At 41.9% G+C, this 27000-nt stretch carries 29 protein-coding genes; 2 read left to right on the top strand and 27 right to left on the bottom strand.

Annotated features, from left to right (window positions below; all coding sequences use genetic code 11):
* Positions 1-45: 45 nt before the first annotated feature.
* The 8 genes from sufU to E5S68_RS09315 form a co-directional block, all read right to left on the bottom strand.
* Complete coding sequence (gene sufU / locus E5S68_RS09350; RefSeq protein WP_135783316.1) at positions 46-486, bottom strand: Fe-S cluster assembly sulfur transfer protein SufU; 441 nt, start codon at positions 484-486, stop codon at positions 46-48.
* A complete protein-coding gene (locus E5S68_RS09345; RefSeq protein ID WP_135783315.1) occupies positions 473-1699 on the bottom strand; it encodes a cysteine desulfurase in 1227 nt (408 codons plus the stop codon). The genes sufU and E5S68_RS09345 overlap by 14 nt, the downstream gene beginning before the upstream one ends.
* Before the next feature lie 10 nt (positions 1700-1709).
* A complete protein-coding gene (gene sufD, locus E5S68_RS09340) occupies positions 1710-2972 on the bottom strand; it encodes a Fe-S cluster assembly protein SufD (protein WP_135783314.1) in 1263 nt (420 codons plus the stop codon).
* Between the two features lie 41 nt (positions 2973-3013).
* A complete protein-coding gene (gene sufC / locus E5S68_RS09335) occupies positions 3014-3784 on the bottom strand; it encodes a Fe-S cluster assembly ATPase SufC (RefSeq protein ID WP_117745248.1) in 771 nt (256 codons plus the stop codon).
* Between the two features lie 86 nt (positions 3785-3870).
* Positions 3871-5028, bottom strand: coding sequence for a glycosyltransferase family 4 protein (locus E5S68_RS09330; protein WP_135783313.1), 1158 nt, complete (start codon positions 5026-5028; stop codon positions 3871-3873).
* Positions 5025-5771 carry an adaptor protein MecA gene (gene mecA / locus E5S68_RS09325; protein WP_135783312.1) on the bottom strand — a complete coding sequence of 249 codons (747 nt, stop codon included), beginning with the start codon at positions 5769-5771 and terminating at the stop codon, positions 5025-5027. Before mecA ends, E5S68_RS09330 begins: the two co-directional genes overlap by 4 nt.
* Positions 5772-5932: 161 nt before the next feature.
* Positions 5933-6769: an undecaprenyl-diphosphate phosphatase gene (locus E5S68_RS09320; RefSeq protein WP_135783311.1), complete on the bottom strand. Its 837-nt coding sequence runs from the start codon at positions 6767-6769 to the stop codon at positions 5933-5935.
* Between the two features lie 160 nt (positions 6770-6929).
* Entirely contained in the window at positions 6930-8831 is a 1902-nt protein-coding gene (locus E5S68_RS09315; protein ID WP_135783310.1) for a DUF2207 domain-containing protein, read from the bottom strand.
* 119 nt (positions 8832-8950) lie between these two features.
* Between E5S68_RS09315 and E5S68_RS09310 the strand changes: the two genes are divergently transcribed.
* Positions 8951-10513 (top strand): ABC transporter substrate-binding protein/permease, encoded by a 1563-nt coding sequence (locus E5S68_RS09310; RefSeq protein ID WP_135783309.1) that lies wholly within the window; start codon positions 8951-8953, stop codon positions 10511-10513.
* On the top strand, positions 10513-11253 hold the full coding sequence (locus E5S68_RS09305) for an amino acid ABC transporter ATP-binding protein (protein ID WP_135783308.1): 741 nt from the start codon (positions 10513-10515) through the stop codon (positions 11251-11253). The genes E5S68_RS09310 and E5S68_RS09305 overlap by 1 nt, the downstream gene beginning before the upstream one ends.
* Positions 11254-11455: 202 nt before the next feature.
* Here the strand turns inward: E5S68_RS09305 and E5S68_RS09300 are convergent, their stop codons facing one another.
* The 19 genes from E5S68_RS09300 to E5S68_RS09210 form a co-directional block, all read right to left on the bottom strand.
* On the bottom strand, positions 11456-11671 hold the full coding sequence (locus E5S68_RS09300; protein WP_003004771.1) for a capsule biosynthesis transcriptional regulator: 216 nt from the start codon (positions 11669-11671) through the stop codon (positions 11456-11458).
* Positions 11672-11780: 109 nt separating this feature from the next.
* Complete coding sequence (locus tag E5S68_RS09295; RefSeq protein WP_135783307.1) at positions 11781-12668, bottom strand: SPFH domain-containing protein; 888 nt, start codon at positions 12666-12668, stop codon at positions 11781-11783.
* A gap of 62 nt (positions 12669-12730) precedes the next feature.
* Positions 12731-13981: a threonine ammonia-lyase IlvA gene (gene ilvA, locus E5S68_RS09290; protein WP_135783306.1), complete on the bottom strand. Its 1251-nt coding sequence runs from the start codon at positions 13979-13981 to the stop codon at positions 12731-12733.
* 214 nt (positions 13982-14195) lie between these two features.
* Positions 14196-15218 carry a ketol-acid reductoisomerase gene (ilvC, locus tag E5S68_RS09285; RefSeq protein ID WP_135783305.1) on the bottom strand — a complete coding sequence of 341 codons (1023 nt, stop codon included), beginning with the start codon at positions 15216-15218 and terminating at the stop codon, positions 14196-14198.
* A 65-nt stretch (positions 15219-15283) separates the two neighbouring features.
* Positions 15284-15760, bottom strand: a complete 477-nt coding sequence (gene ilvN / locus E5S68_RS09280) for an acetolactate synthase small subunit (RefSeq protein ID WP_135783304.1) — start codon at positions 15758-15760, stop codon at positions 15284-15286.
* Positions 15753-17453, bottom strand: coding sequence for an acetolactate synthase large subunit (locus E5S68_RS09275; protein ID WP_135783303.1), 1701 nt, complete (start codon positions 17451-17453; stop codon positions 15753-15755). The genes ilvN and E5S68_RS09275 overlap by 8 nt, the downstream gene beginning before the upstream one ends.
* 185 nt (positions 17454-17638) lie before the next feature.
* On the bottom strand, positions 17639-18238 hold the full coding sequence (locus tag E5S68_RS09270; protein WP_135783302.1) for a response regulator transcription factor: 600 nt from the start codon (positions 18236-18238) through the stop codon (positions 17639-17641).
* 1 nt (position 18239) lies between these two features.
* Entirely contained in the window at positions 18240-19337 is a 1098-nt protein-coding gene (locus E5S68_RS09265) for a sensor histidine kinase (protein ID WP_135783301.1), read from the bottom strand.
* A complete protein-coding gene (locus E5S68_RS09260; RefSeq protein WP_135783300.1) occupies positions 19334-20074 on the bottom strand; it encodes an ABC transporter permease in 741 nt (246 codons plus the stop codon). The genes E5S68_RS09265 and E5S68_RS09260 overlap by 4 nt, the downstream gene beginning before the upstream one ends.
* Entirely contained in the window at positions 20043-20960 is a 918-nt protein-coding gene (locus tag E5S68_RS09255) for an ABC transporter ATP-binding protein (RefSeq protein WP_135783299.1), read from the bottom strand. The genes E5S68_RS09260 and E5S68_RS09255 overlap by 32 nt, the downstream gene beginning before the upstream one ends.
* Entirely contained in the window at positions 20947-21144 is a 198-nt protein-coding gene (locus E5S68_RS09250; RefSeq protein ID WP_135783298.1) for a hypothetical protein, read from the bottom strand. Before E5S68_RS09250 ends, E5S68_RS09255 begins: the two co-directional genes overlap by 14 nt.
* A complete protein-coding gene (locus E5S68_RS09245; protein WP_135783297.1) occupies positions 21141-21332 on the bottom strand; it encodes a hypothetical protein in 192 nt (63 codons plus the stop codon). The genes E5S68_RS09250 and E5S68_RS09245 overlap by 4 nt, the downstream gene beginning before the upstream one ends.
* Before the next feature lie 126 nt (positions 21333-21458).
* A complete protein-coding gene (locus E5S68_RS09240; RefSeq protein WP_135783296.1) occupies positions 21459-22025 on the bottom strand; it encodes an SP0191 family lipoprotein in 567 nt (188 codons plus the stop codon).
* Positions 22026-22186: 161 nt separating this feature from the next.
* Positions 22187-23851 (bottom strand): DAK2 domain-containing protein, encoded by a 1665-nt coding sequence (locus E5S68_RS09235; protein ID WP_135783295.1) that lies wholly within the window; start codon positions 23849-23851, stop codon positions 22187-22189.
* A 2-nt stretch (positions 23852-23853) separates the two neighbouring features.
* Positions 23854-24219 carry an Asp23/Gls24 family envelope stress response protein gene (locus E5S68_RS09230; protein ID WP_125335808.1) on the bottom strand — a complete coding sequence of 122 codons (366 nt, stop codon included), beginning with the start codon at positions 24217-24219 and terminating at the stop codon, positions 23854-23856.
* A gap of 154 nt (positions 24220-24373) precedes the next feature.
* Positions 24374-24562 (bottom strand): 50S ribosomal protein L28, encoded by a 189-nt coding sequence (gene rpmB / locus E5S68_RS09225; RefSeq protein ID WP_001140948.1) that lies wholly within the window; start codon positions 24560-24562, stop codon positions 24374-24376.
* 118 nt (positions 24563-24680) lie between these two features.
* Positions 24681-25379, bottom strand: coding sequence for a LiaF transmembrane domain-containing protein (locus tag E5S68_RS09220; RefSeq protein WP_135783294.1), 699 nt, complete (start codon positions 25377-25379; stop codon positions 24681-24683).
* A gap of 4 nt (positions 25380-25383) precedes the next feature.
* Positions 25384-25830, bottom strand: coding sequence for a LytTR family DNA-binding domain-containing protein (locus E5S68_RS09215; RefSeq protein ID WP_135783293.1), 447 nt, complete (start codon positions 25828-25830; stop codon positions 25384-25386).
* Between the two features lie 175 nt (positions 25831-26005).
* On the bottom strand, positions 26006-26317 hold the full coding sequence (locus E5S68_RS09210; protein WP_135783292.1) for a LiaF transmembrane domain-containing protein: 312 nt from the start codon (positions 26315-26317) through the stop codon (positions 26006-26008).
* Between the last annotated feature and the right edge of the window lie 683 nt (positions 26318-27000).

Genomic DNA, 27000 nt, shown 5'->3' with positions numbered 1-27000 from the left:
TTTCATTCTTCATTCTTTACATTAATAAGACTGACAAAACTAGTCTTATTTTTCTTCTTGATTTTCAATTGTTTTTTTCAGAGCATTCCAAGCTAGGGTCGCACACTTGATTCGTTGCGGAAATTTAGCTACACCAGATAAGAAGGCCGCATCTCCAAGTTGGTCTTGACGCTCATCTTTTTGTCCTTGCACCATTTCAGAAAAGATGGTCGCAAGTTCTAAGACTTCTTTCTTAGTTTTTCCCAAAACAGCATCCGTCATCATACTGGCAGAGGCTGTTGAAATGGTACAGCCAGAGTTAAGAAAAGCGATATCTTCCAAGCGATCCTCTGCATCAAACTTAACAGAGAGATTAATCACGTCCCCGCAAGTCGGATTATTGAGACTGATTTGCTCAGCATCTTCTAACTTTCCTTGATGGTGAGGATGTTTCGAATGGTCTGCTACCACTGCCATATAAAGGCTATCTAGTTTAGAAAGTGCCATTGAAAAACTCCTTTGTCTTTAGTAAAGCATCGACTAACTTATCGCAATCTGCCTTGGTATTGTAGATATAAAAACTAGCGCGAGCTGTTGCTGGAACTTCCAAATACTGGAGTAAAGGTTGCGCACAGTGGTGGCCTGCTCTAACTGCTACACCTTCATAATCCAGAGCAGTTGCAAGATCGTGAGGATGAAGATCAGCTAGGTTAAAGGCAATGACACCTGAACGTTGGGCCAAATCTGGTGAACCGTAAATGGTCAAACCTTCAATTGCCTGTAATTTTGGAAAAACGTATTCTATCAATTCCTGTTCATAGGCTTCAATCGCATCCATGCCAATCTTTTCTAGATAATCCACCGCCGCAGCTAGTCCAATGGCACCTGCCATATTAGGAGTTCCAGCCTCGAATTTCCAAGGCAATTCCTTCCAGCTAGCAGATTGCTCGTAGACAAAATCAATCATCTCACCACCAAATTCAACCGGTGACATTTGCTCCAGATACTTTTCTTTGCCATAAAGAACACCGATCCCAGTTGGTCCAGCCATCTTATGACCTGAAAAGGTAAAGAAATCCACATCCAAGTCCAGGACATCAATCTTCATATGCGGTGTAGACTGAGCACCATCCACCACCATAATGGCTCCAACTTCATGAGCCATTTGAGTGATTTCCTTGACCGGATTGACTACACCCAGAACATTTGAGGCGTGAGCTACCGAGACAAATTTGACCTTGTCTGTCAATTTTGCTCGTAAATCTTCCATATCCAAGGCTCCATCCTTGAGATAGACATAGATGAGCTCAGCTCCAGTCTTACGACAAGCTTCCTGCCAAGGGATGATATTGGAATGGTGCTCCATGACAGAAATCAAGACCTGGTCTCCCACTGTTAGGACTTCCTCAGCGAAGCGCGCTACCCAATTAAGACTGGTCGTCGTACCTCTGGTAAAGAGCACTTCTTTGGTAGACCCTGCATTAATGAACTTACGAATAGTTTCACGTGCGGCTTCATAGGATGCTGTCGCCCGCTCAGCCAAGGTATGAACACCACGATGAACATTAGCATTATCCTGCTCATAGTAGTGATTGATTGTTTCTAAAACTGTTAGTGGTTTTTGTGTCGTCGCAGCATTATCCAGATAAACCAAAGGCTCATCATTGACAATCTGATCTAAAATCGGAAAATCCTTGCGAATCGCTTCTACATCTAACATCGACTTCCCCTTAGCGTTTTGACAATTTCTCTTCGATGGTCGCAATCATCTCATCACGAACTTCCTTGACTGGAATCTCCACGATAACTGATCCAAGGAAACCACGAACTACTAGGCGTTCGGCAGTTGCCTGATCCAAGCCGCGACTCATGAGATAGTACATATCTTCTGGATCCACCTGACCGATAGAAGCCGCATGACCTGCAGTCACATCATTTTCATCGATCAAGAGAATTGGGTTGGCATCTGAACGAGCTTGATCGGAAAGCATCAACACACGGCTTTCTTGTTGGGCATCTGCTCCCTTAGCTCCTTTGATAATGTGACCAATCCCATTGAAGGTAAGCGTCCCTTTCTCTAAAATCACTCCGTGTTGAAGGATATTTCCAATAGAGTTGCAACCGTAGTTAGTTACGCGGGTATCAATCCCTTGCACTTGACGTCCACTAGATAGGGCAACCACCTTAAGGTCTGCATGACTACCTTTTCCTATTAAATCACTATCAAAGTCAGCAACGACGTTCCCTTCGTTCATGACACCGATTGCCCAGTCAATGCTGGCATCCTTGCCGAGTTTCCCACGACGACTAATGTAGGCAGTGACATTCTCACCAAGGCGATCAATCGCAGCAAACTTCACTTGCGCTCCCGAACGGGCAATGACTTCGACCGTGATATTGGCAATCGCTTTGGCACTTCCCTCTCCGCGAGATTCTAAGCGTTCTAGGTAGCTCATCTTACTGTTTTTTCCAGCGATAATCAGGATGTGCTTGTTAAATGGCACGTCGCTATCACTATCCTGGTAGAAGACACCCTCGATTGGCTCCGCAATTTCTACATTGTCTGGAATATAGAGAACAGCTCCACTATTGAAATAAGCTGTGTGGTAGGCTGCCAACTTGTCATCATCGTATTTAACGGATGACATGAAAAATTCTTTTACGACCTCCGGAATTTCTTCCAAGGCTGAGTGGAAATCTGTAAAGATGACTCCCTGGTTAGCCAAGTCAACTGGAATTTGTTCAAATACTGTATGGGTACCATGCTGAACCAATTTTAATTGATTGTCAATCGCCGTGAAGTCTGGCACAGCAGTGAGAGGCTCATTTTCTGTTATCCTTCCATCCCCAAGATTCCAACGATGAAATTTCACACGTTCAATCACGGGTAGTTCTAAGTCATCAATCGTATCAAAAGCCTTCTGGCGCAAGTCCTGCAACCATTGGGGCTCTGCATGCATTTCTGAAAAAAGTTTGATATTTTCTTTGGTCATTTACTCCTCCTCAAAGATCCTGTTCAGTTTTGGACACAAGATTAGAGCTCTTCTTTGTAGTCGTAACCTAACTCTTCTGCTAATTTCGCGTATCCTTCACGTTCCAAACGCACAGCAAGTTCAGGACCACCTGAAAGGACGACACGACCTTCCATCATCACGTGAACCACATCAGGAGTAATATAGTTTAAAAGACGTTGGTAGTGGGTAATAATCATGGCACCAAAACCTTCGCCACGCATTTCATTGACCCCTTTGGAAACTACTTTAAGGGCATCGATATCCAAACCAGAGTCAATCTCATCAAGAAGGGCAAACTTTGGTTCCAACATCAACAATTGCAGAATTTCATTGCGCTTCTTCTCACCACCTGAGAAACCTTCATTCAAGTAACGCTCTGCCATTTCTTCCTTCATATTGAGAAGTTCCATTTTTTCATCCAATTTTGTGATGAAATCACGAACAGAAATTTTTTCATCCTCTTCTTTTCCAGCATTCATGGCAGCACGAAGGAATTCAGCATTGGTAATTCCTGGAATTTCTGACGGGTATTGCATAGCCAAGAAAAGGCCCATGCGAGCACGCTCATCCACTTCCAACTCAAGGATATTTACTCCATCAAATAGAATTTCACCCTTGGTCACTTCATAGTTTGGATTCCCCATGATAGCTGCAGATAGAGTTGATTTCCCTGTTCCGTTAGGACCCATAATCGCTGCGATTTCTCCTGTTTTAAGGGTCAAGTTCACACCTTTTAAAATTTCCTTGCCTTCAATTTCTACATGAAGATCTTTAATCTCTAATACTGACATATGTATTCCTTTCTTCTATAGAGTTTTGTCTTATCTAGTATAACAAAAAAAAGCCTAAAAGGCTTTTCTGGTGTTTAGAATCGTTCTTATTTACTCTTCTTACTTCTATTCTGCCGAACTTCCTCTCGATAGGCAGAATTTCCTATATAACGTAAGCAATTGAGGAGCGGACTATGGTGAGGGCCTAGGACTCCAATCAATTCCGCTAAGAGCTCAACCCCTAATACCAAACCAATAACAAGCAGAACACCACCAATACGAGTAGAGATATTCAACAGAAGAGAAATCATAGCAAAAATCATCGAAATTCCATAGATGACCAAGACTGTTCCGCGATGCGTTAAGCCCAAAGAAAGTAGGCGATGGTGCAAGTGATTCCGATCTGGTGCATAGAACTTCTGACCAGAGAGGGTTCGACGAACAATCGCTAGCAAGGTATCCGTAATTGGAACACCTAGAATAATCATCGGCGTAACTACAGCAACAGCTGTCGCATTTTTCAATCCTTGAAGAGAGAGAACCGAGATCATAAAACCGATAAACAAGGCTCCCGTATCCCCCAAATAGAGGATAGCCGGGTGATAATTAAAAGGAAAGAAACCTGCAATGGCCATCACCAAGACAAAGATAGTCATGGTTAGAAAAAGATTAGGAACTGGTAGGAAAAAATGAGAGACAATTCCCATCGTTACCAGAGAAATAATCGAAACCCCACTGACCAAGCCGTCCAAGCCATCAATTAGATTAACTGCATTGGTAATAGAGATAATCCAAATCACTGTTAAGATGTAGGATAACCAAGGATCAAAGTGGAGCAAAGGACCTCCGAAGGGAATCTTGAAATCATCCAAGCGAAAATCGGTAAAGACCCAGATGAGACTAGCACCTAAAAAGATTCCTAACATCTTCAAGCGGGGGGATAATTCCTTAATGTCATCAACCAACCCGGTCAAGGCAATGATCCATCCACCAACCACAACTGGCAAAGTGTAGGAAAAATAGGAAATACTAGGTTCATTTCCTTTTGTAATCAGGGGCAACAAAAGCAATGTCGCTATCGTAAAAGAGGTGACGATAGCTAAACCACCTGCGCTCGGCATCGGTTTTGTATTGATGCGACGAGCATTTGGATAGTCTACAGCATCAAGTTTAAAAGCTAATAATCGGACCACAGGGGTCAGAATTAAGCTAATTAAAAAAGTTGCAATTAAAACTAAGATAAATTGCAAGGGAAAAGTAATCATACTAACTCAACCTTTTGAAGTTCTTGGACGGCATCCGATACTAACAATAAGTGACCGTGTTCTTGGAGAACTGCTCTAGTCGTTTCTGTATCCTCAGCATATTCACGCATGGTCGCTAACAGCCAAGCAGGATAGTCATGATGACGTCCTTCCATATCGATTAGGATTGTCAAATAATAGTTTGAGTCCATCTTATACAACTCTGAAGTATCTACTGGATAGGATACCGTTTTGGTAAATCGAACAACATCTCCCAAATGAGGGAATTGTAGGATATAGTAGATATAGCGTGTATCGATAGGATTTAAAGCCTTGTCCTCTTCTAGTTGGTGAGTCGCTTCTGCTTCTTCCTCTTCTTCTAAATGACGAACTGCCTCTATGTCTCCCTTACTCTTTTCAGAAATTGTTTTTTCTAAAGTCTTGATAAACTCGTCCGGAGACATTTGGGACAACTCTTCCATATCTGGAAGATCCGAAAAATCTTCAAAATTAAGGTGTTGATCAATTTTCGATTTGGTCACAAACACATCTAGTTTATCGGGCTTTGGTGTTACACGAAAACTTAACATGCCACTATCTAAAAAGCTTTCTGGCATTTCTAATTCATCCAAGATGGTATAGAAAAATTCTTCTGTTTTTTCTTGGGGCACCAAAAAATCGGCCATTTCCATGCCCCGTTCTTCTAAATCTTCTAATTGAATTGTGATTTTAATAGTTGAATCACTGATTTGCTTCATCTTCATGACTGCACCTCATACTTCTAGTCTTTCTATTATACTAAAAAGAGCCATATTTTTCAAAATCTGGCCTCAATATCAGCCCTTTAAAAAATCCCAAACAAAAAGGAATCCCTACCTCCTCAAACAGATAAGTTTGAGGAAGCAAGAGACACCTAATCGATTCCTTAGATAAAGAGCTGGATCACAGCATAAACCAACAAGAGGCCACCAAGGATAATCCGGTATTTCCCAAAGATAGTGAAATCATGACTCTTCACATAACCTGTCAAGAAACGGATAGCAATCATACTGACCCCAAAAGCAACTCCCATAGCTACTAATAGGATTGCTCCCTGACTGAAGGTTAAGGCATTCCCTCCTAGAAGGAATTTCACGACCTTGAGCAGACTAGCTCCAAACATGGCAGGGATTCCTAGATAGAAGGTAAATTCTGTCACAACTGAACGACTGACTCCATTGACCAAACCACCGACAATGGTCGCCCCTGACCGACTGGTTCCTGGGAAAAGTGACAAGACTTGGAACAAACCAATATAGAGAGCGGTCTTATAAGGGAGTTTGTGCAATTCTGTTACAGCTGGTTCTACTTGCTCTCGCTTTTCGAGGTAGATAAAGGCCCACCCATAAGTGATCAGCATAATAGCTACCGAAAAGGAATTATGAAAATGAGCTTCAAACCAATCATCTAATTTGAATACAAAGAGCAAGGGTAAGGTCGCCACAGCAACCTTGGCCCACAACTGCCAAGTCCGCCGCACTTCCTTTTTCGATTTTCCCGGCTTAAACGGATAGAGTTTGTCAAAATAAATGACTACGACAGCCATAATCGCACCCAGTTGGATAACGACATTAAACATCTCCATAAAGGCAGGGTTTTGATCCTTAAACTGGACAAAATCTTGAATCAAGATTAAATGCCCTGTACTTGAAATGGGGAGCCATTCCGTAATTCCTTCAACAATCCCAAAAAGAATCGCTTTTATCAATTCAATGAGAAACATCTTCTTCTCCTAAACTTACATTTGTTTTATTATATCACATTTCTAATCATTGAACCAGATGTCTTTAATATAGGAAGTGTTTCAAAAGGCGAGGCAGCTCTCTACCTCACCTCTTTGAACATCCAAAGATCTAGCAACTCAATAGTCTTTTATCGGTCCCTTAGAAAGCACCAAATCCTCCTCCGCCACCTCCGCCAGAGAAACCTCCACTGCCTCCTGATGAAACTGTAAAGTTACTTGCCGATGAGGCAGTCGATCCGTAGGCGGTCATTGCCTGACTGGAATGGGTCAAATCATTGTAAAGTGGCGTATAAACAAAGGCATCCAATGTTGGGTTGACGAGATGAATTTGACGAAGCTTCATAACTCTCGTGACTTTATCCGCCACACCAAATAAGGCTGCATAAACTAAGAGGCGATTCCATAGAACCAGAGATTGAAGTTCTGCATCATCTAAATGGGCAATTTCTTTCAGCATTCTGCCAAAACTATCCCAGTAATACCGTTGCTCTGCTCCTAAAGCATTCACCACCCCGTCTCTCTCAGCTCTTTTGTAACCATCCCTGAAAACAACAGGAAAAATCCATAAGGTGAGCGTTGCCACTAGATAATAGATCGAGAAGTGATGAAAGACAAAGCTAGCTAGGACTGCTAACAAGGCGACAAACCAAGCTAGGAAACCAAAGATCATGACTTTATGTCCAGTTGCTTCCTCTTTTGGAGCTAAAGGGCGATAATAAGACGGCAAACCAAAACTTCGAATCTTCTTTTGAACATCCTGAGCAACACTATCAACTGCTGCATCAATCCGGTACTGCATACGCCTTCCTTGTGCACGAATCTCATCTTCATCCTTCTTCTCAGCACCTTTATAGAGGGAGTCATTGATTTCAAACTCTTCAAATAGGCGATCAACTGGGCATTCCAATTTATTTCCAAATGCTATATCCAAAAAATTCCGCTCAAAATCATCTAGGGAATCCTGGTTTTTTCTGATTAGAACCGTCTGACTGCCATTCTGTTCATAAGTGATAGCTCCTCTATCTATCAGATCTAAGAGAGTTGCCTGCACCAACTTTTCAAAAGAAAAAGTTTGAGAAGTATCAGCTTTACTAGTCGGACAGACCTCATCCAGTTCAACTGAATAAACAATAGATGCCATTACTAGTGGAGCAAGGTCGCCCGGTACCTCATAAAGTCGTGTATCGGTCGGATAGGTCACACCAGACCAGGTCAGTTTGTTAAACTTTCTACGGAAATGGTTAGCAAGGAGGAGGAAGAGAAGAATTATTCCTGGAAGAATGACCTTCCAAACTAGTTTAATCCACTTTCTCATCTGAACAATATTCTTTTCGGTCTGATGGTATTCTTCTTCTCGCATCAAGCCTGTATTCCGAGGAGATTCCCCTTTAGAGATCAAATCCGCTTTTAACCAATAAGCATAAATTTCAACAGTTTCTTTACTCTTCAAATTGGATAGGGTAGCCGTATAGCTAGCTTGGTCTTTTTTGATCTCTGCTTCAGGACGCATGTAGGCTGTATGGACATTTAATTCTGATCTGGCTTTAGCAGATGCAAATTTTGGAACAATCTTCAATTCTACCTTTGCAACGTTTTGATCCCCATCACTGATGGGTTTCCAGTTTAACAACAGAATATCTTGGTGGATATAAAGTAGATTTTTTAATTTCCATATGACCTTGACGGTTACAGTATCTCCTGCTTTTCCTGAATTATATATTTTTACTCTGTACCCATTTCCTAAATTTTGAACTTCTGGTTCCCTCTTTAAAGTTCGATTAGCAACATGAACTTCTGGTGGTGTTAAAATCTCGAAACCTTGTGGCATGTTCCCAGCAGTCCCCAAAGTGACATATTGCCCATTATAATCATCGTCAAAATGATAGACTAATTCCTCTTCATAAGTAGCATCGTCCCAAGTATCCAAAATTAAAGTACCTCGATAAGATCGGATATCATAGGAAGGACCATCCGCTCTTACAAGACCTGTAAAAAACAGACAGGCTAGTATTGTAAATAAAACATACAGAATTTTTTTCATTTTCCTACTCTCCTTTTGTTTATTATAGCATTTTTCTATGAAAAGGCTATCAGGTTTGAAAAGTAGACCAATTTCCTGTACAATAAGATGATACTATTTATAAAGGAAGAGGAGACTACATGAAAAGAATAATTTATGCTCTCTTTACAGGACTTCTTTTGTGCCTGGGAATGAGCCACATTGTCAAAGCAGACGAATATCTCCGGATTGGAATGGAGGCTGCTTATGCCCCTTTCAACTGGACCCAAGAGGATGATGCAAATGGAGCTGTAAAGATTGATGGCACCAACCAATATGCCAACGGCTACGATGTTCAAATCGCCAAAAAGGTTGCTGAGGGACTAGGTAAAAAACCTCTAATTGTAAAAACATCTTGGAACGGTTTAATTCCTGCCCTCACATCTGGGAAAATTGATATGATCATCGCCGGAATGAGCCCTACTGCTGAACGCAAAAAAGAGGTCGCCTTCTCTAATAGCTACTATACTAGTGAGCCGGTCATGCTGGTTCGCAAAGATGGAAACTATGCGAATGCCTCTAGTCTAGATGACTTTAAGGATGCAAAGGTCACCTCTCAACAAGGGGTCTACCTCTACTCTCTCATCTCCCAACTCAAGGGTGCAAAACAAGAAACTGCAATGGGAGACTTTGCTCAAATGCGTCAAGCTTTAGAATCCGGCGTTATCGATGCCTATGTTTCTGAGCGTCCAGAAGCCTTGACAGCTGAATCCGCTAATTCAAAATTTAAGATGATCCAATTCAAAAAAGGTTTTGAAGTTGGGGAGGAAGATGCAACCATCGCTATCGGGATGAAGAAAGGGGATAGTCGAATTGATCAAGTCAATGCTACACTAGCTAAGATTTCATCTGAAGACCAAGTCAAACTCATGGATGATATGATCAAGAAGCAACCCGCTTCCAGTGATGCTAGCGATGATGAGCAGACTTTCTTCAGCCAAATGATGAAGATTTTGAAAGATAATGGACCACAGTTCTTACGTGGAACTGGTATGACCCTCCTCATCTCCATGACAGGGACCATCGTTGGTTTGATCATCGGTTTGTTAATCGGTGTCTTCCGGACTGCTCCTACGTCTAAAAACAAGGCTCTGGCTGCCTTCCAAAAATTCTTTGGTTGGTTCCTCAATGTCTACATTGAAATCTTCCGTGGAACTCCGATGATTGTTCAATCCATGGTTATTTTCTACGGTTCCGCCCAAGCCTTCAACATCTCCTTGGATCGTACCTGGGCAGCCATCTTTATTGTTTCGATCAATACAGGGGCTTATATGAGTGAGATTGTTCGGGGAGGAATCTTAGCAGTAGATACTGGCCAATTTGAAGCAGCTACCGCTCTGGGGATGACCCATGGACAAACCATGCGTAAGGTCGTTCTTCCTCAGGTGGTGCGCAATATCTTGCCAGCAACAGGTAATGAATTTGTCATCAACATCAAGGATACATCGGTTTTGAATGTTATCTCTGTGGTTGAACTCTACTTTACAGGAAATACGGTCGCAACTCAAAATTACCAATACTTCCCAACCTTTACTATTATTGCGGTTATTTACTTTATCCTGACTTTCACTATCACCCGTATCCTTCGTTACATCGAACGCCGCTTAGATTCTGATACCTATACAACTGGTGCCAATCAAATGCAAGTCAAAGAGGTGAAATAATGGCAGAAAAAATACTTGAAATCAAACACTTAAAAAAATCCTACGGTCAAAACGAAGTTTTGAAGGACATCTCTCTTTCTGTTGAGAAAGGCGAAGTGATCTCCATCATCGGGAGCTCTGGTAGCGGGAAATCTACCTTCCTTCGCTCCATTAATCTCTTAGAAACGCCGACTGATGGAGAAATCCTCTACCGGGGGCAAAACGTTCTCGATCCAGATTACGATCTCACCCACTATCGGGAAAAATTGGGCATGGTGTTCCAAAGCTTCAATCTATTTGAAAATTTGAATGTCTTAGAAAACACCATTGTCGCTCAGACAACTGTACTGAAACGAGACAGAGAAACGGCGGAGAAAATTGCAAAAGCGAATTTAGAGAAAGTTGGGATGGGAGAACCTTATTGGACGGCTCGTCCAAAACAACTTTCAGGAGGGCAAAAACAACGGGTGGCCATCGCTCGTGCCCTCTCGATGGATCCTGATGCCATTCTCTTTGACGAACCAACCTCTGCTCTGGACCCTGAAATGGTCGGAGAAGTACTGAAAATTATGCAAGACTTAGCAAAAGAAGGGCTAACCATGATTGTGGTGACCCACGAAATGGAATTTGCACGAGATGTTTCGAGTCGTGTTATCTTTATGGATAAAGGGGTTATCGCTGAACAAGGCGATCCAAAAGAAATCTTTACCAATCCAAAAGAAGAGCGGACCAAAGAATTTTTACAACGCTTCTTAGGCTAACCTCAAAAATCCCACACCAGATCGAAATCTAGTGTGGGATTTTTTCAACTTAGCTTATTTAAGTAAGCCTTTTTATCTAGCTCTTTTCTAAAAAATGTTAGTGTTTATATAATTTTATATAGTGGTACTTTCCTTAAATAAAGCAATTTATCATATAAAAAAAGAGGGAATCTTATTTTCCCTCTTTTTTTGCTATTTAAAATTAGTCTTCGAATTTTTGATGATTCTTATCATAAAAATCGATTAAGCCAAGAGCTGTTTCAAAAGAGATGTTTTTCACCTTTGCACGCCCCTGTGCTAGTGCAATAATAGACATTTCACGGGCATTCGTTTCCTTACTGATACGATAGCCTGTGATTTTCTTATCGCGTACCCAACCAACAACTGATTCCACTTTTTCAAAGTTCGATTTAGCCATGATTCTTCTCCTATATTATTATTTCCAATACTAATATAAAATTTTTTGCATATTTTGTCAACCATTATAGCTGAAAGTACGAACAATTTTAAAAAAGTTAGATATTTTGTTACTTAGCCTTTAAAGCTGAGAGAATTTGGGTGCGAATATTCTCTACCCCGTCCGGATTTGCTGGTAGGAAGAGGGTATTGGTTCCTTGTTTTTCTGCAAAATTATTCAAAGTATCCAAATATTGGTTGGTCAAAAGAATGGACATAATCTGCTCTTCTGTCAAATTGACATTCGTATCTTTCAATTCTTTGATCGAATCTGCCAATCCATCTACAATAGCCTTCCGTTGCTCGGCAATCCCGACCCCGTGAAGGCGGTCTTTTTCAGCTTCTGCTTCGGCTGCTGTGACAATCTTGATCTTATCAGCTTCTGCTAGTTCTTGGGCTGCCACACGTTTCCGTTGAGCCGCATTAATCTCGTTCATAGATTGCTTGACTTCAGCATCTGGTTCAACCTTGGTAATCAAGGTTTTTACGATAATGTAACCATAGGTCGACATTTCTTCTGCTACTTGTTTTTGAACTTCAAGGGCGATTTCATCTTTTTTCTCAAACAATTCATCCAAGGTCAACTTAGGAACAGAAGAACGCAAAGCATCTTCAATATAGGATTTGATCTGTGCCTCAGGACGCATCAATTTGTAGTAGGCATCCTTTACGTTGCTTTCGTTCACTCGGTATTGCGTCGCAACATTCATGGTAACGAATACGTTGTCCTGAGTTTTTGTTTCAACCACGATCTCACTCTGCAAGAGACGCAATTGAACACGAGCTGCAATCTTGTCAATTCCAAAAGGCGCTCGCATATGAATGCCACTATCGCTAATTTTTTGATAGCGACCGAAACGCTCAATGATAGCAACGGATTGTTGCTTGACTACATAAAGAGAGCCAATAAAACCAACGACAAGCGGTAGCAAAATTGCTAATAGTAAAATCCAAATCATTTTCTGATTCTCCTTTTTTATTTTTTACATAAACATAAAGTTAAGCCCTTAAGATGGCAAGATTAAACCAACATATTATAAAGGGTTTCATTCCCATTGAGGTTAATATAGGACGGGTCAAATTGTTCAATGCGATTAATCAGACCTGCATAGTCATGCTTATCTGCCAAGGCAATCCCAATCAAAACCGGACCTGTTCCCTTACTAGCTCGTTTGATGTACTCAAATCGGGTAATATCATCATTCGGCCCTAAAATATCATTTACAAATTCCCTTAGAGCTCCTGGCCGTTGCGGGAAATTGACGACGAAATAGTGCTTGATTCCATCGTAAATCAAGGCCCGCTCTTCCATCTCAGGCATTCGGTTAATGTCATTATTCCCACCGGAAATCACACAGCAAATCGTCTTGCCCTTGATGTAGTCTCTCAGAACCTCTAAGGCCGCAACACTGGCTGCCCCTGCAGGCTCTGCAACTAGCCCTTGTTTCGAATAAAGGTCAATGAGGGTCTCCGAAATCAATCCTTCATTAACCCCAATCAAGGTCTCAACATTTTTTTTCGTTGCTTCATAAGTCAGCTGGCCAACCTTTTGAACAGCGATTCCATCCGCAAACTTATCAATTTGTTTGAGTTTTACCGGACCTCCGGCCTCATAAGCAGCCTTCATCGACCGAGCTCCATCTGCTTCGACCCCAATAACATCGATCTCTGGTGCTTGTTCCTTCATATAGGTGGATACTCCAGCGATGAGGCCACCCCCACCAACTGGTACTAACACAGCATCAAAGGCAATCGACTCTTTTTTAGCTTCCTCTAGGATTTCGAAGGCTACAGTCCCTTGACCTGCTTGAACGTTGGCATCATCAAAGGGATCAATAAAGGTACAGTTATTAACCTCGGTATATTCCTGTGCCGCCTTAGAAGAAGCATCAAAGGTATCTCCTACTAATTTTATGGTCACATACTCTCCACCGAAGAAACGAACCTGGCCAATTTTTTGCTGGGGCGTCGTGATCGGCATAAAGATGGTAGCTGGGATTTTCATCTCTCGGCAGGTGTAGGCAACTCCTTGAGCGTGATTTCCCGCCGAGGCACAGACAACTCCTCGCTCTCTTTCTTTTGCAGTCAGCTGAGAAATTGCGTAGTAGGCTCCACGAATCTTAAATGAACGAACTCGCTGAGCGTTTTCCTTCTTTAAGTAGATTTTCGCTCCATACTTTTCGGATAAATAATGATCATAATCTAAGGGAGTCTCAACAACCACACCTTTTAAGACCTTGTGGGCTTTTATGATGTCTTTCGATGTTATCATGTCTTCCTCTTCTTCTCCTTATTTCATCTAATTATATCAAAAGACTGCAAAAATTTCAGCGTATTTTCCAAATTTTCAGAAAAATCAATTAGACTTACTATATTTGCTAGTCTTTTAAATTCATCCTTGCTAAATAGTTGGGGATCGTCCCTAAACCAACTCTATCCTTGAGTAAAAAGAAGTTGGGATTTCTCCCAACTTCAATCTCGATGGCTTAGTTGTAAATCTTAAATGCATCGTCATCGTTTTTCCCAACGAATGGCATTGCTTTACGCAATTCTGCACCAACTTTTTCGATTTCAAGGTTAGCAGCTTGTTCACGGTAAGCTGTCATTTTCGGACGACCAGCTTTGTAGTCGTTAACAAAGTCATTGGCAAATTTACCGCTTTGGATATCAGCAAGGACAGCCTTCATGTTTTCTTTTACTTGCTCAGTGATCACACGTGGACCTGAAACATAGTCTCCATACTCAGCAGTATTTGAGATAGATTGACGCATTTTCTTGAATCCACCTTCGTAGATCAAGTCAACGATGAGTTTCATTTCGTGAAGCACTTCGAAATAAGCCAATTCTGGAGCGTATCCAGCTTCAGTCAAGACTTCAAAACCTGCTTCGATAAGAGCAGTCAAACCACCACAAAGAACTGCTTGTTCACCGAACAAATCTTCTTCTGTTTCTTCTTTATAAGTTGTTTCCAAAAGACCTACGCGTGCTGAACCAACCCCTTTACACCAGTCCATGGCGATATCTTTAGCATTCCCTGTAGCATCTTGGTATACAGCGTAAAGAGCTGGAACACCAAATCCTTCTTCGTAAGTACGGCGAACCAAGTGACCAGGTCCTTTAGGCGCACACATGAAGACATCAACATCTGCAGGAACTTTGATGAATTCGAAGTGGATGTTGAAACCATGAGCAAAACCAACTGCATTTCCTGCTTCCAAGTTTGGCGCAATTTCTGTTTCGTACAATTCTTGTTGGATTTCGTCTGGTGCCAAAATCATGATGACATCCGCCAATTTAGTTGCTTCTGCTACTGTGTAAGTATCAAAACCATCTTCTTTTGCTTTGTCAAAAGATTTACCAGGACGAACTCCGATAATCACATCATGACCTGAGTCACGCAAGTTTTGAGCATGGGCATGACCTTGTGATCCATAACCAATCACGGCAATTTTCTTACCGTCAAGTGCTGCTACTTTAACATCCTTTTCATATTCCATTTTTACTGCCATTGTTTTTTCTCTCTTTTCTATTTTTATTGCCTATTAGGTTGTTTTAACAAATTTAGGTTTGGGTTTTAGTCGCGGGTAAATCCAGTTGCACCAGTCCGTGCGACATTCTTAATCCCATAAGGACGAATGACTCGCAGGAGAGCTTCGTTCTTCTCTGCATTCCCTGTCATCTGCACGGTGATGGAGCTCGGAGCTACGTCTACCACAGTCGCGCGGAAGGGCTGGATAATAGCCAGCAATTCTGCCCGTTTCTCTGCAGGCGCTGAGACCTTGATCAGAATCACTTCACGTTCTAGGTGAGGTTTATCTGTGATATCTCGAACGCGAATCACATCGACTTGGCGGTTGAGTTGCTTAATGATTTGTTCCACTTCATCATGAGACGTGACATCGATGATAATGGTAATCCGTGATACATTGGGATTTTCGGTCGCCCCCACTGAGATACTCTCAATATTAACTTGGCGTCTAGACAAGACACCAGTAAAGCGATTCAGAACTCCCGACCGGTTTTGAAGTTTGGCTGTTAACATTCTACGCATTAAACTTCACCCCCAACATCTCATGATTGCTCTTACCAGCTGGTACCATTGGTAAAACGTGCTCTTTACGAGAAATATCTATCTCGATAAACATTGGTACATCTTCCATGATGACTTCCAAGTCCTTCTCAAGCGTTTCCGGATTATCAAATTTGTAGTTCTTAATCCCATAGGCTTGCGCCATCAACTGAAAGTCTGGTAAGCTTTCAAAGACGGACTCTGATGTCCGGCCATCATAGAAGGCTTCTTGCCACTGACGGACCATCCCGAGAGAGTGATTGTTGAGCATAATGACCTTAATCGGAATCTTGTAAACATTCAAGATAGCCAATTCTTGGTTGGTCATCTGGAAACCACCATCCCCAACAAAGAGAACGACTTCTTTATCTGGATTGGCAATCTTAGCCCCTATTGCGGCCGGTACACCGAATCCCATGGTCCCTAATCCACCAGAAGTCACCAACTGCCGCTCGTTTTGGTACGGGTAGTACTGAGCAGCCCACATTTGGTGTTGGCCAACGTCTGTCACGACGATGGCATCCCCCTTGGTCAACTCACCCACGCGTTCAATAACTGCTTGGGGTTGGACCACGCGTTCTTTCTTATCGTAAGAACGAACCCGATTTTTATCTTGGGTAACTTTCTCAACCCATTTCTCCGTATTGGTATGAACCACTGGCTCTGCTAACAATTGTTTTAAGGCTTTTTTGGCATCACCAACGACGGGAATATCGACTGTAATGATTTTACCAATCTCTGCTGGGTCAATATCAATGTGAGCGACTTTGGCATTCTTCGCAAAGGTCTTTGGATTTCCCGTCAGACGGTCATCAAAACGACAACCGATGCTAATCATGAAATCTGCTTCTGTCATAGCAATGTTTGCCGCAAAAGAACCGTGCATGCCTCCCATCCCAAGGAAGAGAGGGTGGCTGGTTGCAATCGTTCCCTGTCCTAGAAGACTAGTTACCACAGGAATCTGATAGCGTTCTGCTAAGGTTACCAATTCGTCCGCCGCTTCTGCATAGCTGACGCCACCTCCAGCCAAGAGGACTGGTTTCTTAGCCTTTCCCAATTGCTTCAAGATTTTCTTAATCTGTAGTTCATTTGGTTCAATAGTCGGCTGGTAACTTGGAATGTTAATGGCCGGATTGTAAATATAATCAGTTTCTAGGGCAGAGACATCTTTTGGAAGGTCAATGACGACGGGGCCTGGACGCCCAGTTGTCGCTATATGAACTGCTTCCGTGATAACCCGTGGAATATCCGCTGTCTCACGTACTTGGTAATTGTACTTGGTAATCGGCATGGTAATCCCAACAATATCTGCCTCTTGAAAGGCATCTTTCCCGATCCCAGAACGGTTGACCTGACCAGTAAACACAAGAAGAGGAACACTATCACTCATGGCATCCGCAATCCCTGTAATGGCATTGGTTGCTCCAGGTCCACTTGTGACGACGGCCACACCCAGCTTCCCAGTTGATTTGGCATAGCCTTCAGCTTCATGCAAGCAGCCTTGTTCATGTCGGCCAAGAATGTGTTTGATCCCTTTAAAACTATAAATAGCATCATAAAGGGGCAAAACCGCTCCACCTGGGTAGCCAAAAATGGTATCAATCCCAAGATCTCGAAGCGTTTCTAGCACAAGCTCTGAACCTGTCTTTGCAGTTTCTAAGGTAATTTTCTCCATGTCTCTCCTTTCTGTTTCTTTGATTATCAAATGAGCATGCTACTATCATACCATTTTTGGAAAATAATTCAAGTAAAAATCACAAATTTTCTGAATTTTCTATCCAAATCCGATTAATGAGAGTTGTCCTAAAAAAGAACAATCCAATCAAAAAAGTCTCTAGGAATCCTAGAAACTTTGCTTGCTTATAGCCATCCCTTTTCTTGGGCGATCTTTGCTGCTTCCGTCCGGTTTTCTGCATCCAATTTAGTTAGAATGCCTGACATATAATTTCGGATGGTCCCGTTAGAAAGAAATAAACGATCAGCAATTTCTTGATTAGAAGCTCCCTTTGCAACTTCTTTTAGGACCGCTTGCTCCTGAGGGCTTAGAGGATTGGGATGGGTTAGGATTCCCTCCATTAATTCAGGAGAATATTCTTTTTGCCCTGCCAAAACCGTATGAAGTGTTGCCATCAAATCTGTAATGCGACGTTCTTTTAAGACATAGGCATCGACTCCAGCCTTGAGGGCCCGCTCAAAGTAACCCGGTCGTTTAAAGGTGGTAACGATGACAACCTTGAGCTGGGGTTGTTGACTTTTGGCCCATTCCAACACTTCTAGTCCTGTTTTGATAGGCATCTCAATATCTAAAATAGCAATATCAACTGGATGGGTTTCGAGTAAGCGAATGGCTTCTTGCCCATCTCCAGCTTGCAAGACTTCTTCTACATCCTCTTGCAAAAGCAAGAGCTGGCAGAGGGCATCGCGCAACATACTTTGGTCTTCTGCAACTAATAAGCGCATCTTATTTCCTTTCTTGATAGGGGATCCGTATTTCTATCCGGGTCGGCTTGTATTGATGACTGATATCCAGCTCTCCTCCCAACAAGGCAATCCGTTCGCGGATCGAGTGCAGGTCCTTATCCGAGACCTTATCAAAGCCGATACCATTGTCTTCTGCGACCATTTCCACCCCTGTTTCGGTAGAGCGATAAGTGAGAAGGGCTTGCGTCGCTTTGGCATGTTTGATCATATTGGTGGCTAGTTCCAGAGACACCATGGCCAGAGCAGACTCTAGGACCGGCGAGATGCTAGCTGTATCGAGATTGTTTTGGATCTCCACTTTGACTTGCGCCACTTCTAGCATTTGCTTGACGGTTTCCAGCTCTCTTGCCAGGGTTCGCTGCTTCAAGTTCTCCACAATCTCTCTGACTTGGTGCATGGACTCTTGACTAATGGCTTGAATCTCTTGCACCTGCTCCTGCGCCTTCTCAACCTGACCCAATGCTAAGAATTGATCAGCCAGGTCTGCCTTGACACTGAGCATAGCAAAGGTGTGGCCCAGACTGTCATGTAGATCACGGCCAATCCGATGGCGCTCGTTTTCTGCCAGCAAGAGATTGATCTGGGCATTTTGCTTGGCATGGTCAGCTTTCAACTCTTCCATCATCCGAATCCGAACCATGCCGTAAGTCATGGCATGGGTAAAGAAGAAAATGATGATTAAAAATACCCATTCATACTCCATCGCATTCTGTTTGAAAAAGATAACTCCAAAAAGTAGGAATTGCGATAGAAAAACTGTCCAAAGATAAGGAGAGCGAAAATTGCGAATTTCAAAGTGATAGACTAACAGGTTACTGATGAAGAAATAAAACCAAAAATAGTTAGCGTTAATAAAAAGAGTATTTCCTGCTACATAGGCTAGGAGGTACAGCCAACAAATCCAGATCAGCTTTTTGTTTTCAGTAATCAAGATTCCTAGATAGGAAGCAATAAACAAGAGGGCTAAAAAGAAGTGCCAGTAGGGAACCTCACCCAATAAAATAGAGATAAATGGGAATCCCATAAAGACTAGGCTAGCGTAAAACATATAATGAATACGCTTGAGTTTTTCAATCATGCACGAACCTCAGAATGACGACGATAGACGATGACAAGGGTAAACAAGACCAAGGTAAGCAAGGTTAAATAAAGACTAGCAAAGCCATTGACCTGCCCCTTATTTAAAAAGGTCTTGATCAGTTCCATCAATTGATAGGTTGGCAGGCATTTGCCAATAGCTTGCATCCATTCTGGAAAGACACTAATGGGCATCCATAGGCCACCCATGACAGCCAGTCCCATATAGAGGAGATTGCCCGCAACCGACATCAATTGACTGGAAGGAAGCAAGGTCAATACCAGACCGATAGCTACAAAAGCTAGACTTCCTAGGATGAGAAGGAAGGCTGCTAAGACCCAATCCTGTAGAGACATGTTCACATGCCGCACCACATGACCCACGGTAAAGACGACCCCAATGGATAGGAGAAAGTCTACAAAGAGACCCGCAACCTTTATTAGATAATATTCTACCATAGATACCGGGGTATGGCGCAAGACTTTTTGCCAATTATTGAGTCGATCGGTTTCAAGAACTGTTGGAAAGGAAAATAGAGCCGTAGACATCATGGAAAAAGCCGTCATGGAGAGGAGATAATCCCTCATAAAGTGAGCGGGTGCCCCTGGTGTGTCCTGGTACATCCCTGAGAAGAAGAGATAAAAGGCCGTGGGCATCCCTATTGATAATAAATAATAAATGGCTTGGCGTCTGGTCAAATGCCACTCAACCACGCCGAGAGCTTTCATGCGTTTCATCTTCTCTACCTACTTCCTTTGTATTTTCAAAAATAGAATCCAATAAACTTCGATTGGTCACTTCGATCTCTTGGATCGAACAGCCTTCTTCTTGCAATCGAGTCCACAAACGATTGGCATCGCCTGTCACAACTTGAAGGGCATCCGGTTTGACCGTCACTTGACCAATTCCGTCCATCCCTGCCACTAGAGCTTGGTATCGCAAAGGCAGGGTAAAATGTTTTTCTACCTCTTCACTTCTCATAGCTAGTGGCGTCGTATCTCGAAGCAAACGCCCCTGATGCAAGACCAGGATCCGGTCAGCTGTATGCTCTACTTCCTCAATGTAATGGGAAGAATAGACAATAGTGACGCCTTGTTCCTTTAAATCCCCGACAATCTCCCAAAAGCGTTGGCGAGTGGACGTATCCATGGCAGCCGTTGGCTCATCCAAAAACAGAAGACTGGGACGACCAATCAAGGTCAGGACAAAGGATAGGAGACGTTTTTGCCCACCAGACAGCTTACTGGCCAACTGTTTCTTTTGTTCTAGACTAAATCGCAATAAATCATCGATTTCATTGACCGTTAAAGGGTTGGGATAAATAGAGCGAAAGAAACTGATCAATTCCTGCACGGTTAACTTTTGCACGATGGCATTCTCTTGAGGGAGATAAGAGACACTAGCCTTTAATTGAGGATGGCCAGGAGCTTTTCCCTCTACTTCAATGATCCCAGCCGTCGCCTTCCTATCTCCCAGGAGGCAATTCATCAAGGTTGTTTTCCCAGCTCCGTTTGGCCCAATCAAGGCCAAACAGTCTCCCCGTTCAACCCTGAAAGAAAGATCTTCTAAAATTTCTTTTCCTTTGATGCTTTTTTTCAAGTTTTCTACTCTAATGACACTCATGGTACTCTCCTTTCAACCAGGCTTGGCCAGCTGGAATGATGACATAGACGACCAAAGTCACTCCCCAAACTGTTTGGAAAAACCAGCTAGGAAAATGGGCGGAAAACCAGCCTGTTATCATCTCAGTTGCCCATAGGAGCAGACACAGAACAGCTACCAATCCAATTTCAATTTTCTTTTTCATTGCTCCATCTCCTTTTTAACAGCCTTAACCATTTTTAGCCCTTCTTGGACTGCCCAGCTCATGATGCCAATCCCAGCAAATAATTCCCAAGGGAAATGGTAATAGAGGCTATCATCCTTTGAAAAGATCAGATAGACAACCATTCCAGTAACTGTTAACGTAAACACCTTAAATAACCATTGTTTCATTTTTCTTTCCTCTTACTTTCTGACTATATTATAGCCAAAGGAACAACAGTGCACTAGATGATTTTGTCACTGACACACATGACAAATGTCACGGAAAATAAAAAAAAGTCGGACATGAGTCCGAACCTATGGTGCTGGCGTTTCTTCTTTAAAGCCATGGAGTTTTAAACCTGTGATCAGAGTAGATGCTTTCACATCTTTGAGATCTCCAACTCCCAGATCTTGAAAATAAGATAATTCTTTCAGTTTATCTAAATCAATCTTATCAACATCAAGAACTACTGTCGTTGCTAATTGCTTTTCTGCTGTCACAAGGTATTCAATATTGAATCCTTCTAGGTCTTTGACAGCCTGATACTCAGGATTATTCTTTAACCCGTCATTGATAATGGTCGTCATTTCTTCAGGACTGAGATGTGAATTTGCAGTCATAGTTTCCGGAAGGGGCGATAACAATTCGATTTTTAGTTGCTGAAGCTTGTCTCCTTTTGATGTAATGGTATAGCGGTGATGCTTTCCATTCTTATCTCCAGATAAAACCTTAGTTTCTTCCATGTCTTCTTTTACAACTGTTTCACTTTTTTCTGTTGAAGCGGGGGTTGAGCTACTCGATGTTTCAGTAGATTGGGACTGGGTCGCACAACCTGTCATCACAAGAAGTAGGGCTCCTAAAAAGCAGATTAATCTCTTCATTTGCTTTTTCTCCTATTTCTTTTTTTCTAAAGTATAACATATCAAATAAAAAATGTCTAAAAACACCCATTTAATCGCTTTCTTGAGGGTAATTTTATTAAAAAAACGAGCCAAAAATCATTTTTCGGGCTCGTTTACTGTCTAGATAAGAAATTTTTTGATTATTCAACACTGAATAGGTAAGGATAGACTGGTTGATTTCCTTGATGAATTTCGACTTCAACATCCTCATATTTAGCCAGCAAGTTTTGGGCCAACTCATTGGCTACTGCTTCTTGACCATCTTCACCGATATAAATAGTGACAATTTCACTATCTTCATCCAACATCTTATCAAAGGTGGCTGTCAAAGTTTCCATCATATCTGGATTGGATACCACAATCTTGCCGTCTACCATTCCAAGGTTGTCATTCTCATGGATTTCAAGGCCATCAATGGTTGTATCACGAACGGCTGTCGTCACACTACCTGATACCACATCTTCAATCGCTGCTGCCATCCGATCATGGTTTTCTTCGATAGACTTGCTCTCATCAAAGGCAAGAAGACTAGTCAATCCTTGAGGGATGGTCTTGGTCTCTACGACAGCTGCAGGTTGTTCAATGACTTCTGCTGCTGATTGAGCGGCCATCAAGATATTTTTGTTATTTGGCAAGATAATGATGTTACGCGCATTCAACTCTTCAACAGCTTTGACAAAGTCTTCTGTTGATGGGTTCATAGTTTGACCACCAGAGATGATGTAATCCACACCTTGTGCTTTGAAGATATCCGCTAATCCGTCACCCGCAACGACTGCGATGATGGCATATTCTTTTGCTTCAGCTGGTTTCGCTTGACGCTCTTCTTTTTCAACTTGTGCTTCGTGCTGGTTGCGCATGTTGTCGACTTTTACCTTGACCAAGCTACCATATTTCAATCCTTCTTGCATAACAAGACCTGGATCTTCAGTATGGACATGGACTTTGACGATTTCATCATCGTTAACGACTAGTAGAGAATCCCCAAGGTTGTTCAAATAATTACGGAATTCATCGTAATCAAAGTCTTTCACATAGGTTGGACCTTGTTTCAAGGCCACCATGATCTCTGTACAGTAACCAAATTGAATATCTTCTGTCGCCACATGACCAGCCACTGACTTGTGGTGCTCTGCGTTGATCATTTCGGACATGGTTGCTGGAGTCGCCACAAATTCTTCAGAAGCGATGAACTCTCCTGTCAAAGCTGATAGGAAACCTTCATAGATGAAGACCAAACCTTGACCACCTGAGTCGACCACACCGACTTCCTTCAATACAGGAAGCATATCTGGTGTTTTAGCAAGGGCAGTTTTTGCTCCTTCAAGGGCCGCACGCATGACTTCAACCGCATCATTGGTTGATTCTGCCTTTTTCTTGGCACCAATAGCAGCACCACGAGAAACAGTCAAAATCGTTCCTTCGACAGGCTTCATAACCGCTTTATAGGCTACTTCAACCCCTGCTTGGAAGGCTGCCGCAAGAGCTGCACCATCCAATTCATCCTTATCTTTGACACTTTGAGAAAATCCGCGGAACAACTGTGAGGTAATCACTCCTGAGTTTCCACGCGCTCCCATCAAAAGACCCTTAGCAAAGATATTTGCTGCTTCACCAACAGTTGAAGCAGAGCGATCGGCTACTTCTTTTGCACCATTTTCAATGGTCATTCCCATATTGGTTCCAGTATCACCATCTGGCACAGGAAAAACGTTCAACGAATTGACATACTCGGCTTGTTTATTTAAGCGAGTAGCCCCTGCTTGGACCATTTCTTGAAATAAACTAGTTGTAATTTTTGACACGATTATTCTCCCACAATTTTAATGTTTTGGATATAGACGTTTACTGTATCCGTTGTGATTCCAAGCTGGTTTTCTAAACTAAACTTGACACGTTCTTGAATATTTTTTGAGACTTCGCTAATCTTTGTACCATAGCTCAAAACAGTGTAAACATCAACCGCGATACTTCCTGCTTCGGTCGTTTTTACAACCACACCCTTAGAGTAGTTTTCCTTACCTAAGAGAGCTTGGAAATTATCTTTAATCGCGTTTTTGCTGGCCATTCCAACCACTCCAAAAATTTCAGTGGCAGCACCGCCTACAACAGTTGCGATGACATCATCGGTCAATTCAATCTGACCATCTTTTGTATTGATTTTTACTGTCATAATTTCTACCTCAAAAGTATTTTATATTCTATTTTACCATAAAAGAGCTCGAGTGTAAAAGGGAGAATCCTTTCTCCTATCGGTTGATACAAATGTCCATAAATAAGGAAATGGAGACAAAAGAAAAGGACCTCCAAGAGATCCTGATTTCTGATTAAACGCGTTCTACTTTACCAGATTTCAATGCACGAGCTGAAGCCCAAACTTTTTTAGGTTTACCATCGATAAGGACAGTTACTTTTTGAAGGTTTGGTTTTACGGCACGTTTGGTTTGGTTCATCGCGTGTGAACGGTTGTTTCCTGATACAGTCTTACGACCAGTAAAATAACATACTTTAGCCATTCTGTTTTGCCTCCTATTAGATCTAATATTACGGATGTGCTAGCACCACATACCGTACTATATTACCAAAAAAACTTTCTCTTGGCAAGACCTTTGAAGAAGTTTTTCTTAGATCGGCTTATGAAAAGGAATTCTCACCTACATAGATGATTTCTAGGTTCCCCAGTGAGACCTCTCCGACGATGTAAAAGTCCTTGCTGGTTAAATTGCTTGGATTTTCCTGGTGTTGGATAGCTGACAGAGAATTATCTACATTGACATGAACCCGCCAGTCACTTGGGACATAGAGACTCAAACTGCCAAGGGAAACATCCACCGCAAACTGGGCAGACGCCCCCTCCATCCGGCAATTGTCAAAATAGATAGAAGCTTCTCCAAAACTTACATCGGCACTTCCACCTGTAAAATTCTGGTCGTTCAAATACTTGGTCACCGTAGAGAAGGAGACGTCAATATCATTGCCAGAGCTAGTATGAGAAAAGCCACGAACCGCATCTTTTCCTCTTTTTTTCCAATCTTTTTTGGGAGATTTAAACAAGAAGTTCAAGCCAATGACAGCCAAGACCGAAGAAAGAACCACCACCGAATTTGAAATAGGCAAAAAGTGGTATTGGCCGTTCAAAGAGAAAATAGCTAAGAGACCGTAGATGAAGCCCCAACCAAACTGCCTTTCCATAAAATTCGTCAGAGAGAGATAAGCCAAGAATATCACCCAGGCTAGCATCCAAACGCTGATCTGCCATGTTACAAAGAAGCCTTGTAAAAGCACTAGTACCGCACACAGAATCAAAAGGATACCAATCATTTTTTTCTTCATTTTTCTACCTCATTTCCTTTAGTCGTTCTTTTAAGAGCTGATAATAATGTCGAGATACATGAACTTGTTTATGGGTTTGATAAAAGTTCACTGTGCTGGTTCCCGAGAAAGATTTTTCTATTGAATAAATCTGCTTGGCATTGACGATTGTTGACTTGGAAATCCTGCAGAAAGTGATCGGTAGGATTTCTTCTAATTCATAGAGCTTTTGTCGCACCTCGTAAGCATCCTCCCTTGTATGCCCATAGATCTTTTCACCATCTGTCTCAAAAAAGAGAATTTCAGACACATTTACAAAGTACTCACTGCGATCTTTATAAAAGGTCAAAGTCGTCATTTTTCGATCTAAAATCATCTGCTGCAACTGGGCTAGATCCTCCGTTAACCGAGGAGCCCGGATGATCATTTCTGCTTCATCCATCTCAGGATCTAATTCGATTCTAACTTTCATAGGACTCCTTTCTTACCGTTTGTTAGTAACATTATAACAGCTGTTCAAAATCTTACAAGTCCTTTTTAATAAGTGGTTATTTTCACCCCCTAAGTGGTCCATTACAGGACCTAAAAAGACTTGGTTTGAATCGTTTCTTCATGCCAAGCCCTTAGAATGAATGATATAGGAAAAATTATTTTTCTTTTGGTGAGTCTGGCAAGAGAAAACCTAAACCAACACAGGCTAGAACTCCAGCTGTAATGACAACACCGTTTGATATTGGAAGAAGATCATAGATAGCATTGGCGATGATGAAGCCAATCACTGCACAGATCAAGCTGGACTTGTAGTCTTTCTTGAGTGCATTTTCAATAGTAAAGAAGACAAATAAGACAATTGGGACTAAGGGCCAAAGATTGGCATCAATAGTAGGATAGCCTACGAGACTAAAGATGATGACTGCTAGAGCAGCAAGGATAAAGCTAACACCGATTAATTTTTTCATGATACTACCTCGTTTTTTCTAGAAGACTAAGCTTTCTTTGATAATCCTACTATAACAAAAGGAGCTAGATGAGACAAGGTAATTTGTATAAGTGGTCGATTTTGCTGACTATCCGGTAGAATCTCAATCATTTCCTAGGGGACAAAAGGCAATATTTGAGGCTAAAGGGAGGTCGATGGATCACTGGAGAGAGGAGGGAAAGGTTTGGGCTGCTTTGTCATTTTTGGTACAAATTTTGGTACAAAAAGTGATTCAACATCAAAAAAAGCCCGTCACAAGGGGGCTTTGTCTTATATCATTTAATGCCGATTGTGAGCATTCTAATTGTTTTAACGAACTACAATCAACAATAATATACCGAATTTAAAGGTAATTTAACTAAATGAGATTTCATATACAAATAGACTAAAATTCAATTTGGTACAAATAAAAACTTTGCGTATGACCTGGTTTGGAAAGTACGGGTTTCAGTTGGACAAAAAACAGCGTCATATCAAGGTTTTTCAGAACGAAATCTACTTATTAATTTCATAAAATATGAATCAGTATAATAGCAAGAGGGAAATTTGTTTTCTCTAAACGATATCGACCAATTGTCCTTCACTCAACTTCTATTTATTTTTAAAGGAAAAAACAGCATTTTTATATATTATTTTTGGGGGTCCTGATGGGGTTAAATCAAA

It is taken from the genome of Streptococcus rubneri, assembly GCF_004785935.1.
GTDB lineage: Bacteria > Bacillota > Bacilli > Lactobacillales > Streptococcaceae > Streptococcus > Streptococcus rubneri.
This window is presented reverse-complemented; position numbering and strand designations above follow the sequence as displayed.